Annotated in this window: 14 protein-coding genes; 4 read left to right on the top strand and 10 right to left on the bottom strand. The window is 73.1% G+C overall.

Annotated features, from left to right (window positions below; all coding sequences use genetic code 11):
• Positions 1 to 58: 58 nt before the first annotated feature.
• From IE290_RS32650 to IE290_RS32615, 8 genes are all read right to left on the bottom strand, one after another.
• Positions 59 to 589: a DinB family protein gene (locus tag IE290_RS32650; RefSeq protein WP_191248593.1), complete on the bottom strand. Its 531-nt coding sequence runs from the start codon at positions 587 to 589 to the stop codon at positions 59 to 61.
• Between the two features lie 68 nt (positions 590 to 657).
• Positions 658 to 936 carry a hypothetical protein gene (locus tag IE290_RS32645; RefSeq protein WP_017986852.1) on the bottom strand — a complete coding sequence of 93 codons (279 nt, stop codon included), beginning with the start codon at positions 934 to 936 and terminating at the stop codon, positions 658 to 660.
• The gene (locus tag IE290_RS32640) at positions 933 to 2,741 is read right to left on the bottom strand and encodes a TNT domain-containing protein (RefSeq protein ID WP_191248592.1); all 1,809 of its coding nucleotides are present in this window, start codon (positions 2,739 to 2,741) and stop codon (positions 933 to 935) included. Before IE290_RS32640 ends, IE290_RS32645 begins: the two co-directional genes overlap by 4 nt.
• A 3-nt stretch (positions 2,742 to 2,744) precedes the next feature.
• Positions 2,745 to 3,065 (bottom strand): hypothetical protein, encoded by a 321-nt coding sequence (locus tag IE290_RS32635; RefSeq protein ID WP_191248591.1) that lies wholly within the window; start codon positions 3,063 to 3,065, stop codon positions 2,745 to 2,747.
• A complete protein-coding gene (locus IE290_RS32630; protein WP_191248590.1) occupies positions 3,062 to 3,487 on the bottom strand; it encodes a YbaB/EbfC family nucleoid-associated protein in 426 nt (141 codons plus the stop codon). Before IE290_RS32630 ends, IE290_RS32635 begins: the two co-directional genes overlap by 4 nt.
• Before the next feature lie 85 nt (positions 3,488 to 3,572).
• Positions 3,573 to 4,172, bottom strand: a complete 600-nt coding sequence (locus IE290_RS32625) for a GNAT family N-acetyltransferase (protein WP_191248589.1) — start codon at positions 4,170 to 4,172, stop codon at positions 3,573 to 3,575.
• Positions 4,153 to 4,698: a PH domain-containing protein gene (locus tag IE290_RS32620; RefSeq protein ID WP_191248588.1), complete on the bottom strand. Its 546-nt coding sequence runs from the start codon at positions 4,696 to 4,698 to the stop codon at positions 4,153 to 4,155. Before IE290_RS32620 ends, IE290_RS32625 begins: the two co-directional genes overlap by 20 nt.
• A gap of 23 nt (positions 4,699 to 4,721) precedes the next feature.
• Positions 4,722 to 5,543 carry a biotin--[acetyl-CoA-carboxylase] ligase gene (locus IE290_RS32615; RefSeq protein ID WP_191248587.1) on the bottom strand — a complete coding sequence of 274 codons (822 nt, stop codon included), beginning with the start codon at positions 5,541 to 5,543 and terminating at the stop codon, positions 4,722 to 4,724.
• A 99-nt stretch (positions 5,544 to 5,642) separates the two neighbouring features.
• On the opposite strand from IE290_RS32615, the gene IE290_RS32610 reads away from it, so the two are divergent.
• On the top strand, positions 5,643 to 6,770 hold the full coding sequence (locus tag IE290_RS32610; RefSeq protein ID WP_191248753.1) for a C40 family peptidase: 1,128 nt from the start codon (positions 5,643 to 5,645) through the stop codon (positions 6,768 to 6,770).
• 364 nt (positions 6,771 to 7,134) lie between these two features.
• Positions 7,135 to 8,568 (top strand): rifampin monooxygenase, encoded by a 1,434-nt coding sequence (rox, locus tag IE290_RS32605; protein ID WP_191248586.1) that lies wholly within the window; start codon positions 7,135 to 7,137, stop codon positions 8,566 to 8,568.
• Positions 8,569 to 8,614: 46 nt separating this feature from the next.
• On the opposite strand, the gene IE290_RS32600 is transcribed toward rox, so the two are convergent.
• Positions 8,615 to 9,475 (bottom strand): NAD(P)-dependent oxidoreductase, encoded by an 861-nt coding sequence (locus IE290_RS32600; protein ID WP_191248585.1) that lies wholly within the window; start codon positions 9,473 to 9,475, stop codon positions 8,615 to 8,617.
• A gap of 117 nt (positions 9,476 to 9,592) precedes the next feature.
• Here IE290_RS32600 and IE290_RS38345 point away from each other — a divergent pair, with 117 nt between their 5' ends.
• Positions 9,593 to 9,727 carry a VOC family protein gene (locus IE290_RS38345; protein ID WP_268246439.1) on the top strand — a complete coding sequence of 45 codons (135 nt, stop codon included), beginning with the start codon at positions 9,593 to 9,595 and terminating at the stop codon, positions 9,725 to 9,727.
• Positions 9,728 to 10,277: 550 nt separating this feature from the next.
• On the opposite strand, the gene IE290_RS32595 is transcribed toward IE290_RS38345, so the two are convergent.
• Positions 10,278 to 13,460, bottom strand: coding sequence for an ATP-binding protein (locus IE290_RS32595; protein WP_191248584.1), 3,183 nt, complete (start codon positions 13,458 to 13,460; stop codon positions 10,278 to 10,280).
• Positions 13,461 to 13,528: 68 nt separating this feature from the next.
• Here IE290_RS32595 and IE290_RS32590 point away from each other — a divergent pair, with 68 nt between their 5' ends.
• Positions 13,529 to 14,398 carry an alpha/beta fold hydrolase gene (locus IE290_RS32590; protein ID WP_191248583.1) on the top strand — a complete coding sequence of 290 codons (870 nt, stop codon included), beginning with the start codon at positions 13,529 to 13,531 and terminating at the stop codon, positions 14,396 to 14,398.
• Positions 14,399 to 14,427 lie beyond the last annotated feature (29 nt).

Raw genomic sequence — 14,427 nt, 5'->3', positions numbered from 1 at the left:
GGTGCGAGTTCAAAGATCAAGAGATGTCCTCGCCGGACGGGCAGGCTCCGGCGCGCCGCTAGTGCCCCACCCGCTGCCCGGTCACGTCCCAGAGGTGGTGCAGCGGGTCGTGGATGAAGTAGCGCGCGAAGGTGTCGATGGTGAAGTGGGCGCCGTCGCTGCGGCTGCCGGTCCGGTCCCACTCCGCGCCGCTCACCTCGGCGAGCGCCGTGGCCAGCCGGTCCGCCGCCGCGATCAGCTCGTCCGCAACCACCCGCGGGTCCTGGGTGTCGTACCGGTCCTCGACCGCCGTCGCGTCCTGGTCCCAGTTCGGGAACAGCGGGGCGTCCTGCGTGCGGATCAGCCGCAGGCGCTCCAGGTAGATCCGGCACACGTCCCGCACGTGGCACCCGTACTCCAAGGTGGACCACACCTCCGGCGCGGGCCGCTTCCGGACGTCCGGCTCCGCCAGCGCCCGGCGCCACCCTTCGGCGTTGGCCCGCAGCATCGCGGGCACGTCCTCGCGCGCGAACGTCGCGGCGTCGAAACCGCATTCCGGGCACGGCGTGCGCAGCACCCAGGTCCAGTCCTTGGTGTCGGGGGTGATCATGCGTCGAGCATCATCGCCGGAGCGCGCGAGCACCAGTCCGGATCGCTTAACGGTGCCGTCAGCTCTCCTTAAGCCGGCGCGGGCAGCAGCCCCACGGCGCCGCGCGCGACCTGCGACCAGGCCAGCCTGCCGAACAGGTAGTGGCAGGCGACCTGTTCGTTGGTGAACCGGGCCCAGTCGTAGCGGTTGCCCTGCTCGCGCCAGAACACCTCCCACACCGGGCCGCCCTCTTCGGACTCCTCGACCCGCAGCAGGCACCACGCGTTGTCGGCCTCCTTGCCGATCGAGATCACCTCGCCGGGCACCCCGATGGCCGCCAGCCACCGCACGATCGACTCGACGTTCACTGCGCAGCGCCCTCCTCGAACGTGATGTCCGCCAGGTACCCCAGGGTGACCAGCTCGTCGGCCGAGTAGATCGCCCGGTACCGCTCGCCGCCGCCGGGCTGCCCGAACCACGGCGCCGACACCGCCCGCCACACCGGCGTCTGCCGCAGCACGCGGTAGCGCCGGTAGCCGGCGATGCGCGCCGACGGCGGCAGCGACCGCCGCGCGAACGGGGTGCCCTCCGGCGCGAAGATCCGGCCGCGTGGATCGCCGAAGCGGTCCAGCACCGTGCCCTCGGTCAGTACTTCCGGTTCGCCCTCCGCGGAGCCGCCCTCGGGGTACAGCTCGCCCGGCGGCCACGCGTACTCCGGCACCTCGCGGCGCTTCCCGGCCAGGAACCGGCGGTCCCAGTCGCGCTCGTGCAGGCCGCCCAGCGGGTCGTACCCGGCGAGCAGCTCCGCCGGGGGCGTGCCGGCCGGCGAGGGCAGGCGGCCGTACCCGGCCTGGACCTTCACCAGCGCGTCGTCGGTCCGGATCAGGTCCGAGCGCGGGTGGTCGTGCGGCGGGAACCGCAGCCCGGGCGCGTAGTCGACCTCGCACGGCGGCGCGGGCAGCTGCCGCGCGGGTTTGTCGGTGGCGACGGGCAGGTGGCCGATCGGGAACATGTGGACCCGGAACAACGCGACTATCGTCTCCCGCTCCTGCCGCGGCGTCCCCACCGGCGGTTCCGGTGGGCGCGGCGCCGGCTCGGGATACGGCGCGACGTACGGCTGACGCGGCCCGGGCGCGAACGGAGGGTACCCCGCAGGCGCGGCGGCCGGGGCGTACCCGCCCGGGGGCACCGCCGGCGCGTACCCGGCCGCGGGGGGAGCCGGCGCGTACCCGGCGGCTACGGGCGCCCCCGGCATTCCCGGCGCCCCCACCGGAGGCGGAGGCGGCACCGCGGCCTCGGTGAACCCCGCGGCGACGGTGGCGTTCGGCAGTCCGGTCGACGGCGTCGGCACCTCGTCGAAGCCCCCCGCGTCCAGCAGCCCCTCGTACCGCGGCAGCGATGGCGGGGTCGGCGGGTCCGGGAGCTGGATCGGGCCGGTGTCGGCGAAGGCCGGTTCGGGAACCACGGGCGGCACCACCGGCGGCGTCAGCACGGCCGAGGACACCGCGGCCGGCGCCGAGGGCGGCGCCGTGCCCAGCACCGCGGGCGACGGCGTCACCACGGGCGCCACCAGTTCCGGCGCCAGACCGGTGACCACCCCGAGCAGCGCGCCCTGGCCCTCCGCGGTGCGGGCGCCCGGGTTCGGTTCGACGACCGGGGTGACCAGCGAGCCGACCGGCCCGGGCCCGAGCGTCGCGGCCAAGCCGTGGGTCACGACCGCCAGGTTCGCCGCGGTGCCGCGCAGAATCGGGTCCACACCGAGGATCGCGGTCGGGTGGCCGTGCTCGGCGGCGGCGAGGCTCGCGTCCCGGTTCTTCGCGGCCTCGACGAGCTGCCGCACCAGTTCGACCTTCGCGGCGCCGACCTGCTCGGCCGCGTTCTCCAGCCGGTCGGCGGCTTCCGCGGCTCCACGCGCGGCCGTGGTCAGGTGCCCCTTCTCCGGATCGACGAACGCCGACCACGCGTGCCCGGCCGCCTCGCCCGCGTCCCGGGACAGGGCGGCGACCGCGGCGCCCGCGTGTTCGTCGGCCTCCGCGGCGAGCGCGGTCAGTTCCTGGTGCGCGTCCCGCCAGGCGCCGGCCTGCTCGCGCAGCTTGTCCTCGTCCGCGTCCGGCCACTCCAGGCCGGTTTCCGCGGCCAGGGCGGCGAGTTCCCGCGGTAGCTCGATACCCATGCGCTACCCCTGTGCCGTGTCGATGATCGCCTGCTCGGCGTCCTCTTCGGACCCGCGGTACCGGCCGGCGGCCTCGCCGACGGTCCGGCCGAACGTGGTCAGCCGCCCGGACAGGCTCCGCAGCCCGGCCAGGGTCTCCTCGGCGCGCGAGACGTGCGACGCGGCGATCGCCTGCCCGACGGCGCCGTCGCCCCACGCCCGGCCCGCGCCGTCGAGCGCGCGCTCCAGCCGCTCCGCGATGGCCGCCGCGCGCACCGCGAGGCCGTCGAAGTCACCGGCGGAGGCGGCGAGCCGGACGGCGTCGGCCTCGAACCCGGCGCTCATCGGGTCATCCAGGTCTGGTCTTCGAGGCTTTCCTCGTCCGGCGCGGGACGGGGTTTCGCGGGCGCGATCTCGGTCGCGTCGAGATCGCCGGTGCCGAGCAGCAGCGCCTGCGGGTCCGTGCCGGCGGGCAGCACCGGCGCCAGCACCTCACCGGCCCGCGCGAGCGCCCGCACGGTGGCTTCGGCGGTGACGCGCACGATCTGCTGCGCCAGCTCGTTCGGCCGGTACCGCCAGTAGGCGCCGTCGGCGATGTTGAGGGAAGTCAGGGTGCCGCGCGGGCCGACGGTCGCGGTGATCAGCCCGTCCGCGTCGGTGGCCGAGGCCGTGACGGCGGCGAGCGCGCGCTGCGCGGAAGCGAGATCTTCGCGGCTGCGGCGGTAGTCGGCGAGCAGTTCTTCCACCTGCGCCCGATGCTCGGTCACGGCACCCCTCCTCGCGAGTACAGCAGTCGGCTCGGACTCGGACGCGCACCAGGGCGCTCCGGTTCCCCCTCGGCATCAGGTTGCCTCATCGAGCCGGAATACGCATGAGTGCCCGAACCGTGTCGCGGCGTGCGGTCAAATCGAAACCTGCCGCGGCGAACATCTCGATCGTGCCGTGGTAGAGATCGCCCGCCGGCCGCTTTTTCCTTGCGTCCACCGGATATCCCTCGACGATCCGGGCGCCGCGGTCGAACGCGTGCCGGGTCGCGGCCCGCAACATCGCCGCCGCCAGGCCCCGCCCGCGGGCGCGCCGGTGTACGTAGAAACACGTCACCGACCACACGTCCGTGGGATCGTCGTCGGGCAGCGCGGCGACCCGGGACGTGGCCAGCCGCGGGTTGTCCACCCGGGGTGAGACCGCCACCCAGGCGACCGGTTCTTCGTCGAGGATTCCCAGCAGCCCCAACGGTTTCCCGGCCCGCACCTCGTCGCGCACGTGAGCCTTGTGCCCGTCCGGACCGGTGGTGCGGAACTCACCGCTGGTCATCCGGAACCAGGCGCACCAGCAGCCGCCCTGCAACCCGCCGGGACCGAGCAGCCGCTCGAACAGCGGCCAGTTACCCGCGGTCAGCTCCGTGATCCGCAGATCGCTGGATCGGGTGAGATCACCGGACGCCGCGGCCACGGGGTTGCGGTCCCTGCTCGCCCGGGAAGTCGTCGTACGGGTTGTCGTTGACCTGGCGGTAGATCATCGTGTGCACCCGTTCCACGCGCGGAATGTCGTCGAACCGCAGCGGCTCGTCCGAAGCGGACTCGATCACCAGGGTCCCGCAGCCGAACAGCCGGTCCACGATGCCGTGCTCGAACTGCACGCTGCTGATCCGGCCGAGCGGGATGTCGATGCCGGTGCGCTTGATCACGCCCTCGCGCACGATCAGCCGGTCGGTCGTGACGATGAAGTGGGTGGTGCGCCAGCGGATCACCGGCACCAGGAAGAACCAGACGATCAGCACGACCGCGACCACGGCGATCGCGATGCGGGCCACGTCGTCCCACGGCGCCGGCGCGTCCGCGGCGAGCGTGACGAGCCAGATGCCCAGCCCCACCGTCACGAGAAAACCGATCACCGGCCAGATCAGCATCTTCGCGTGCGGATGGCTGTGCACTATGACCCGCTCGTTCTCGCTGAGCAGATCGTCGGGGTAGGCCACTGCGAACTCCTCTCGCGACCGCCTCACCGTACCGGGCGCAGGTGCACGACGTCTCCGGCGAACACGGTGTGCCGCTTCCCGTCCTGACCGACCACTTCGAGCTGGCCGGCGGCGTCGACGTCCTCGGCCGTGCCGGTGATCGAGTGGTCGCCCGGCAGCAGCACCCGGACCTCCTGGCCGAGCGTCTCGCAGCGGGCCCGGTAGTCGGCCAGCAGACCGGCCTTCGCGAGATCGCCGCGGGCGGCGCGCCAGCGGTCCTCGCGGTCGGCGAGCGCGGCCAGCAGCAGCGCGGCGACGTCGGTGCGGTCGGTGGTGCGGGCGCCGTGTTCGGCCAGCGAGGTGGGCAGCAGCCCGCCCGCGCCCGGCTCGACACCCGGGCCGAGCGGGCGGACGTTGAGCCCGATGCCGAGCACGACGGCCAGCTCATCCCCGGCGACCGCCTCGGACAGGATGCCGGCGCATTTGCCGCGAGCCGGGCCGGCGAGGACGTCGTTGGGCCACTTGAGGACCGCGTCGACGCCCAGCTCCGCTGTGAGGTCGGTCACCGCGAGCCCGGCCACGATCGCCAGTGAGCCGAGCGCGCTGAACGGAACCTCCACGGGACGCAGCAGCACGCTCAGGTAGATGCCACTGCCCTTCGGCGACGCCCACTGCCGCGCGCGCCTGCCCACGCCGGAGGTCTGCTCCTCGGCGATCAGCACGGTCCGGTCCGCCGCGCCCGCCACACTGGCTTCGCGCAGGTCGGCGTTGGTGGACCCGGTGCTGGGGACGACGTCCAGCGCGGCGTACGGACCCTGCGGGGCGAGCAGTTCGGCGCGCAGCCGCCCGGCGTTGATCGCGTTCATGGGGGAAGCCTATTCGCCTTCCGTCACGCCCGAGGGGGTCCGGTCGTTGGATCACTGTGTCCGCGGCGGTCGATGTCTTTTAGTGTTGGCGAGGTGACCATGCGTTTCCGATCCTGGGGGCGGGCCGCCGCCGGGCGTGCCCTGATCGCGCTGATCCTCGTCGCCGCGGTGGCCACCTGCGGGTGGCTGCTGGTCGAGCCGCCGCGAGAACAGGTGCGGGCCACCGCCGACGTGCTGCCGCCGGAGCCGCCCGCGGGTGGTGCGGCGCTCGCGTCCGCGCCGACCGTGCTGGAGCCGAACGCGCCGGAGCAGGCGCAGGCGCCCCAGGAACAGGGCGAGAGCGAGCTGGAGAAGTGGGCGGCCGGGCTGAGCGAGCCGCTGGACATCCCGGAGCGCGCGCTGATCGGGTACGCGACGGGCGAGCTGACGCTGCGTGAGGAGGACCCGGGCTGCCACCTCTCGTGGGTGACGCTCGCGGGGATCGGCAAGGCCAGCTCGAACCACGGCCGGTTCGGCGGCGCGTCGCTGGACGCGAACGGAAGGCTGACGAAGGCGCTGGGCGCGGTGCCGCTGACCGGTGCCGCGGGCGAGGCAGCCACCGAGTCGCGCGGCGGCCCGATGCAGCTGACGCAGGCGGAGTGGCAGCGCGCCGGCGCGCGGGGTGACATCCAGGACATCGACGACGCGTCCGTCGCCGCGGGCCGCACCCTGTGCGCGGGCAACACCGACCTGCAGGCCGGCCAGGGCTGGTGGAAGGCGATCGAGGCCTACCGCGACTCGGACCTGTTCCGGCAGCAGGCGCTCGGCAACGCGCAGTTGTACGCGCAGCTCTCGCTGGAGCCGGCGTCGGCGTCCGCGCCGTCGGTGCGGGCCACCCGGTTCGCACTGGACCAGCTGGGGTTGCCCTACGTGTGGGGCGGCAACGGCCCGGAGGCGGGCGCCGCCGGGTTCGACTGCTCGGGCCTGACGAAGGCGGCCTACGACTCGGCCGGGGTGAACCTGCTGCGCACCGCGGACATGCAGTTCCGGTCCGTCCCGGCGGTCACCGAGCCGAAAATGGGCGACCTGGTGTTCTACGGCAACCCGGCGACGCGCATCCACCACGTCGGCCTCTACCTGGGCAACGGCCTGATGATCAACGCGCCGACGCAGGGGATGGCCATCCAGATCGCGACGTACCGCACCCGCACGGACGACTACGCGGGAGCCGGCCGCCCGGCGAGCTGACGCCGGGACCGTCCGGCACCGTGATCCTCCAGCCCGGCACACCTCCGCCGTCCTCCCCACCACCGCCTCGATCGCGGTCGAAGCCGCCCGCCGGCACGCCACCGGCGCCGCCCCGCCCGGCGTACTAGCCCCAGCAGAGGCCGTCGACCCGGCTGGATTCCTCAGCGCCTATGGGCTGCGCCGCCGGGAAAAGGGTTGGACGCGCTGATGGGCGGACTTGTAGCTTGCGATCGACCGTGACACCGCCCGAGGAGGTGAGACCCATGTACGCATCGATGTGGGTGCTCCCCCTTCCCGTCACGGCCGGGCGAACGACCTAGGTGTCGCCGGGAGCGCCTCCAGGCACTCCCGAAAGGCGACACCCATGAACTCTCCGCGATCCACCGACTTCGACGTGATCATCGCCGGGTGCGGGCCGACCGGCGCGATGCTCGCCGCCGAACTGCGGCTGCACGACGTGCGGGTTCTCGTTCTGGACAAGGAAACCGAGCCCGCGGCGTTCGCCCGCATCGTCGGTCTGCACATCCGCAGTATCGAGCTGATGGCCATGCGCGGACTGCTCGATCGCATTTCCGCACATGCCAGAAAGCGTCCGGCCGGCGGATTCTTCGCCGCCATCGGAAAACCCGCGCCCGAGGGTTTGGATTCCGCGCACGCGTACATGCTGGGCATCCCGCAGCCGGTCATCGTCGATCTGCTCGAAGAACACGCGATCCGCCTGGGCGCTCAGGTCCGGCACGGTTGTGCGGTGACCGGTTTCGAGCAGGACGAGGAGGGCGTGACCGTCGAACTGGCGAGCGGTGAACAATTGCGCACGCGTTATCTCGTCGGCTGTGACGGCGCGCGCAGTACGGTGCGCAAACTGCTGGGTGTCGGCTTTCCCGGCGAGCCTTCGCGCACCGATACGTTGATGGGGGAAATGGAAGCGGGGATGCCGTGGGAGGAAATCGCCGCCACGGTGGCCGCCACCCGCGAGACCCATCAGCGGTTCTGGATCCACCCGTTCGGCGAACGGGCCTATCGCGTCGTCGTTCCCGCCGCCGGAGTCGGCGACCGCGCGAACCCGCCCACCCTGGACGATTTCAAACAACAGCTGCGCGCCGTCGCCGGAACCGATTTCGGCGTGCATTCCCCGCGCTGGTTGTCCCGTTTCGGCGATGCCACCCGGCTGGCCGAACGGTACCGGGTCGGGCGCGTGCTGCTGGCCGGCGATGCGGCGCACATCCATCCACCCGTCGGTGGCCAGGGCCTGAACCTGGGCGTCCAGGACGCGGTCAACCTCGGCTGGAAACTGGCCGCGCAGATCCGCGGGTGGGCGCCGGACTCGCTGCTGGACACCTACCCGGCGGAACGTCGTCCGGTCGCCGCGGACGTGCTGGACAACACGCGCGCCCAGATGGAGCTGATGTCGCCCGAACCGGGCGCGCAGGCGGTGCGGAGGCTGCTCACCGAACTGATGGACTTCGACGAGGTGAACCGCTTCCTGATCGAGAAGATCACCGCGATCGGCATCCGCTACGACTTCGGCGACGGCCCCGACCTGCTCGGCCGCCGCCTGCGTGACATCGACCTGAAAGAGGGCCGCCTCTACGATCTGCTGCACCGCGGCCGCGGGCTGCTGCTGGACCGCACCGAACGCCTGACCACCGGCGGCTGGTCGGACCGGGTCGATCACGTCGCGGATCCCACCGCGGCAGTGGATGTTCCGGCTGTCCTGCTGCGACCCGACGGCCACGTCGCGTGGATCGGCGACGATCAGCAGGATCTGGATGACCATCTCGCGCGCTGGTTCGGCTGATTCCGCCGGGGCAGCGCCGGTCGGCGGCGCTGCCCCTCACCGCGGTCTACCCCAGCAGCTCGAAGAGGCTCGAAAAGCCCTGGCCGCCGTGGCCGTCGGCGATCCGGCGCTCCATCAGCTGCCTGGTCTCGCGCATCCGGACGGCTTCCACACCGAGCGACTCGCGGTGGCTGATCAGGTCGTCCATCAGCGCGGCCTGGACGTCGAGCGGGCCGAGGTCCGGCGGGTACTCGCGGCTCTCGATCGCCTTGGCGATGGAGGTCAGCAGCGGCTGGTAGGCGGTCAGCGAGGCGGCGAAGCGGTCGGCGAACCCGATGATGTCGGCGCCTTCCGACCGCATGACCTTGAGCGTGTGCAGGAAGCCGAGGAGCAGTTCGTAGCCCATCGCGACCTGGGCGAGGAACTCCACGGCCGCGGCGCCGGCATCTTCGCCGTGGTAGCTGACGCTGCCCAGCAGGCTCAGCGTCTCCTCGTGGGCCTCGAAAGCGGTGCCGCTGAACAGGAATCGAGCGTTCGGCGTGCCGACGTAGGGCGGGTCGCCCATGATCTTGCCGTCGATGTAGCGGGCGCCGCGCTCGTTCGCCCAGCGTTCGTTCGCGCGGGCCTGGGCCGGGGAGCCGCTCGTGAGGTTGACCAGGACCTTGCCCTCGACTGTATCGCCGAGGGCAGACAGCACCTCGTCCACGGCGGCGCCGTCGAGCAGGCACATCACGACAAGTGGGCTCGCCGCAACGGCTTCCGCGGCGGTCGGGGCTGCCACGGCACCGGCCTCGGCAAGCGGCACCGCCTTGCTCGCGGTCCGGTTCCAGACCGTTGTGCGGTATCCGTGCGCGAGGAACGCCCTCGCGATGGCCGAGCCCATCTCGCCGAGGCCGAGCACTGTCACTTCGCGGGTTGTCGTAGTCATGCCGAGAGCGTGCAAGCTCTAGTAAAGTGGAGGTCAAGGTGCACGACTGTGCCATCTCGTGAAGACGATCGGCTGTCCGGCCCGAAACTGTCGTAGCCCCCGGGCACACTGGCTGACATGACCGAAACGACACCACACCGGCACCATTCCCTCGACCACGTCGACCTGACGGTGACCGACGCCGGCGAGGCCAAGCGCTTCTACGGCGAGACATTCGGCCGGACGTTCAACGACTACGGATCCTCAGGATGACCAACTCGACTTCGGATGAAGCCGAGGCCACCACTGGAACCAGAAAGGATCAACTCACTCCCACACGAACCCGCACTCATTCCGGCCGCCTGAGGTGAAACTCCGCAGGCCACCGGCGTGGATCCACCCAGCTCCAACCGGAGCCGCGTCAACCAGCGCGAACGTGAACCCACGCAAAGCCACCACGGCGACCAGCCCAGCTGCCCGCGTCACGCACGACCAGCCACACACGGAGCGCTCCCGCCCCATTCGGCACCACGCCGGGCCCCGCCAGCGAGCCGCCGCGCGGCCCCTGCCCCAGGCAACACCCGCCGGCATAGCCAACCCGCCGCCGCGCAACCCGCCCCAGGCAACACCCCGCTACTCACCACCAGCCACGCCATGCGCGGCCCCGCCCCAGGCGCCCCTCCGCCACTCACCACCAGCCACGCCACGCGCGGCCCCACCCAGGCAACACCCCGCTACTCACCACCAGCCACGCCACGCGCGGCCCCGCCGCAGACGGCGCGCCCCGCCACCCTCCAACCCCACGTGAGGCGCGGCTCCCACTTCAGGCCGCGCCGTGGCGGGCCAGCGCCTCGAGGTATCGGGCGACCGGGCCGAGCGTGAGCAGTCCGCTGCCCGCGCCGGCCAGTTCGTCCGCGGCGGGCAGCAGTTCGGCGTGCAGGCGGGCCATCGCGGGGCGGTCGCCGCGGCGGATCGCCACCAGCGCGTGCAGGCAGGTGCGCGCCTCGAAGAGCAGGTCCCGCGGGGAGGGCGGGATTTCCGACCCGTCGTCGGACACCACGGGACGGCACCACGGCTCGTAGCCGCCGAAGTCGAGGTCGCGCCCAACATCGACGCCGCGCTGGACGCGGTCGCACAGCAGGGCGAAGCCGAGGATGCCGCTGTCCACACCGGACATCCCGGTACCGGCCAGCCGGGCCGCGGCGGCGCGGTACGCGGCTTCGGCGGGCTGTCCGGCGGCGGAGGTCCGCATCGCCCGGTACCACTGGGTGAACACGCCGACGAGCGGGATCTCGTGCTTGTCGCCGAGCCGGTCGGCCGCCTCCGCGTGGCCGTCGGCAGCCGGGAAATCGGCGAGGGCCGATGCGGCCTGCATCAGCACGAGGTGGCCGAGCACCTCGAACGTCACCAGCTCGTGGCGTTGCGCCAGCTCGACCAGCTCGCGTCCGATGCGGGCCCGCTCCGGTGCGAGCCCGGCCCGCTCGAACGACTGCATGAACCGGGCGTTCAGCGCGAACGCCAGCAGCGCGGGATCGTCCAGGCTCCGCGCCAACGTCTCGGCCTCCCGCGCGGCCTGCGGTCCGCGGTCCCCGGCGGTGTTGCGCAACTCAAGGGCAAGGGTGGCGAGCAGGCGCGCGCGAACCGCGTCCTCGCCCGGCGGCAACGCGTCCAGAGTCCGCTCGGTCACCTCGGCGATCCGCCGGGCCAAGCCGGGATCGTCGTTCGCGGTCCAGATCGCGGGCACGTCGAACTTGGCGAGCACGCGTGCGGTCAGCGCCGGGTCGCCGACCTGCTCGGCCAGCGCCAGCGCCTCGGCCCGGTGCTGCCGGGCCTGGTCCAACCTGCCGGTCACGGCCAGCGCCCGCACCAGGCCCATGATCAGCTCGAGACGCTCCGGCACGTCGGCGCCACCAGCCGGGGCCCCACCCGGCGGACCGGAGTTGTCGAGCGCGGCTTGCCACAACCGGGCGGCCTCATGCGGAGCGAAGCGGCGCTCGGCGTCCTCGGCCGCGGCCCGCGCGTACCGGACCGCCGCGGGCGCCTCGGCGAGCAGGAAGTGGTGCGCGAGCGCGGCCACGTCGCCGGGGCGCAGGCGTTCGATCATCTCGCCGATCCGCGCGTGCAGGCGCGCCCGGCGCGACCGCGAGAGGTCCTGGTAGAGCGTGTCCCGGACGAGCGCATGGGCAAAGCGGAACCGGCCCGGCCCGCGCTCGACGAGAAACCCCCGCTCCGCGGCGAGTTCGAGAGCGTCGAGCACCTCGCCGGGCGAAACGTCGCGGCCGAACCCACCCGGCCCACGCTCAGCCGCCCCCTCCCCAGCGTCCAGCACCTCGCCGGTAGGGAGGCCCGATCCCTGCTCGGCGAGGAGATCCCGTTTGGCGGCGACCTCAGAAGCGTCCAGAGCGTCCCCGGTCGGAAGGTCCCGCCGGAACGGCCCGCCCCCGCCCGCGAGTTCGAGCGCGTCCCCGGGCAGCAGGTCCAAGTCGACCTCATTGCCGACGACCGCGGCCAGCCGTAGCACCGCCTGCACACCCTCGGGCAGTTGCGCGACCCGGTACCGGACCACGTCGCGCACGCCTGGGGGCACCGTCGACAGCGCGCCCTCCGTGTCGAGCACCCGCGCGAGTTCCCGCACGAAGAACGGGTTGCCGCCGCTGCGCTGATGGATGGTGCGAGCCGTCCCGGTGTCGACCTCCCGCCCCGTGGTGGCGAGCACCAGCGCGGGCACCGCCTCCGCCGGCAGCCCGCCCAGGTAGATCCGCACCGGCTCGGCGCGCGCGATCCGGCCCAGAAAACCAGCCAAACCGGGCGCGACGTCCGTGCTGCGGTAGGCGCCGACGATCAGCACCGTCCCCGGCAGCGGATCGGTGACCAGCGCGGACAGCAGGGCCAGCGTTTCCTCGCCCGCCCAGTGCAGGTCGTCCAGGACCAGCAGCAGCTTCCCCCGCCGGGCCAGCTCCTCCCGCACCGCCCGGTGCCAATGGAACCGGTTCGGCTCGTCCGGCACGGAGATGCCGAGCGTGCCGAGGATCTGCGTCCACGGCCAGGCCGCGGGCACGCCTTCGTGCTCCGGGTTGACGCCCCACGCGGCAGTCCACCCGCGGGCCACCATCGCCGCGGTGAACGCTTCGGCGAGCGCGGTCTTGCCCGCGCCGGCCTCGCCGGAGATCAGGACCAGCCGCGCCCGTCCAGCGGCCTCGGTGAGCCGCGCCAGTTCGGTGTCCCGGCCGACGAGTGCGCTGGGCATGTCGGCGGTCAGCTCGGGCGCTTGGGCGAGGATGCCCGACTCCAGCTCACGCAGCGCGGGCCCGGGATCGACGCCCAGTTCGTCGGCGAGCACCTGCCGCGCCCGGCGCAACGCGGCGAGCGCGTCGCCCTGCCGGCCGGCGCGGTACAGCGCGAGCGCGAGAAGGCGCCACGCGTCCTCCCGCAACGGATGCGCGCCGGTGTGGGCCTCCAGGTCGGGTACGGCTTCGGCCGCGCGCCCGAGGTCCAGCAACGCTTCCGCCCGGCGTTCGAGGGCGAGCAGGCGCAGCTCGTCCAGCCGGGCGATCTCCGCGCGGGCCCAGCCCTGGTCGGCGAACTCGGCGTAGGCGGGGCCGCGCCACAAGCCCAGCGCCTCGTCCACAAGCGACAGTGCCTCGGCGGGCGCCAGGTCCGCGGCCTTGGTCACCGCCTCCTCGAAGCGCCAAGCGTCGACCTCCTCGGCGCGCAGCGCGTACCCGGGCCCGGTGGTGACGAGGAGCCGCGCGGGGGCGCGCGGCGGCCGGTCGGGTTCCAGCACGCGGCGGAGCGCCGCGACGAAGGTCTGGATCGCCCCGACCGCGCCGTCGGGCGGGTCGGCCCACAGGTCGTCGACAAGGCGGTCGACCGGGACCACCCGGCCGCGGGCGATCAGCAGGCGCGCGAGGACCGCCCGGTGCCGCGGCCCCCTGAGGTCGAGCGGACCGTGCTCGGTCTCGGCGACCAGCGGCCCGAGCACGGCGAACCGCACGGACGAGCCCATCACCGCGCACTGTAGCCGCTCAGCGCGCGCTGATTCGTTGCTGATCGGGTCCCGGCAGGCTCGGTTCCATGCAGATCACCGGATTCGACTACCAGCGGGTTCCCGTCGCCGAGGGCGTCTCACTGAACGTGGCGATCGGCGGCTCCGGCCGCCCGATCGTGCTGTTGCACGGGTTCCCGCAGACCCACCTGATGTGGCGGCACGTGGCCGCCGACCTCGCCGCCGACCACACCGTGATCGTGCCGGACCTGCGCGGCTACGGCGACAGCGACAAGCCCGCGGACACCGGCGAGACCTACTCGAAGCGCACGATGGCGGCCGACGTGGTGGCGGTGGCCCGGGCGTTCGGGCACCCGCGGTTCGCGCTGGCCGGGCACGACCGGGGCGCGCTGGTCGCGATCCGGGCCGGTCTGGACCACCCGGACGCGGTGACGCACCTGGCCTCGCTCGACGTGCTGCCGACGCTGGACATGTGGGACGTGATGCACGGCGCGAGCGCGGCGGTCGGGTTCCACCTGTACCTGATGGCGCAGCCGCCCGGGCTGGCGGAGAAGATGATCGGCGCGGTGCCGGACGAGTTCTTCGGCTACTTCCTGGACGCGTGGACGCAGAACCCGGACGCCATCCCGGCCGACGTGCGGGCCGAGTACCTGCGCGCGTCCCGCGAGGCGGTGACCTCGATCGTCGCCGACTACCGCGCCACCGCGACGGTCGACATCACGCACGACACCGCCGACCGCGGGGCCGGCCGCCGCCTGGCGATGCCGGTGACCGTGCTGCAGCAGGACTGGGGCGCGGCGCTGGGCTACGACGCCGAGACGCTGTGGCGGGCGTGGGCGCCGGACCTCGACCACCGGACGGTGACGTCGGGGCACTTCATGGCGGAGGAGGGCCCGGCCGAGGTGATCAAGGCGCTGCGGGACCTCCTGACGCGATAGCCGACCGCACCACGTCGTGCACCGACCGG

The sequence above is a fragment of the Amycolatopsis deserti genome (assembly GCF_014653945.1).
GTDB lineage: Bacteria > Actinomycetota > Actinomycetes > Mycobacteriales > Pseudonocardiaceae > Amycolatopsis_E > Amycolatopsis_E deserti.
The sequence above is the reverse complement of the archived record's forward strand: the minus strand, read 5'-3'. Positions and strand labels throughout refer to the sequence as shown.

What these genes read in the sequence shown, in the direction of transcription:
- IE290_RS32650 (WP_191248593.1), bottom strand. Translation starts at nt 589, where the DNA reads ATGATCACCCCCGACACCAAGGACTGGACCTGGGTGCTGCGCACGCCG.
- IE290_RS32640 (WP_191248592.1), bottom strand. Translation starts at nt 2,741, where the DNA reads ATGGGTATCGAGCTACCGCGGGAACTCGCCGCCCTGGCCGCGGAAACC.
- IE290_RS32635 (WP_191248591.1), bottom strand. Translation starts at nt 3,065, where the DNA reads ATGAGCGCCGGGTTCGAGGCCGACGCCGTCCGGCTCGCCGCCTCCGCC.
- IE290_RS32615 (WP_191248587.1), bottom strand. Translation starts at nt 5,543, where the DNA reads ATGAACGCGATCAACGCCGGGCGGCTGCGCGCCGAACTGCTCGCCCCG.
- IE290_RS32610 (WP_191248753.1), top strand. Translation starts at nt 5,643, where the DNA reads ATGCGTTTCCGATCCTGGGGGCGGGCCGCCGCCGGGCGTGCCCTGATC.
- rox (WP_191248586.1), top strand. Translation starts at nt 7,135, where the DNA reads ATGAACTCTCCGCGATCCACCGACTTCGACGTGATCATCGCCGGGTGC.
- IE290_RS32600 (WP_191248585.1), bottom strand. Translation starts at nt 9,475, where the DNA reads ATGACTACGACAACCCGCGAAGTGACAGTGCTCGGCCTCGGCGAGATG.
- IE290_RS38345 (WP_268246439.1), top strand. Translation starts at nt 9,593, where the DNA reads ATGACCGAAACGACACCACACCGGCACCATTCCCTCGACCACGTCGAC.
- IE290_RS32595 (WP_191248584.1), bottom strand. Translation starts at nt 13,460, where the DNA reads ATGGGCTCGTCCGTGCGGTTCGCCGTGCTCGGGCCGCTGGTCGCCGAG.
- IE290_RS32590 (WP_191248583.1), top strand. Translation starts at nt 13,529, where the DNA reads ATGCAGATCACCGGATTCGACTACCAGCGGGTTCCCGTCGCCGAGGGC.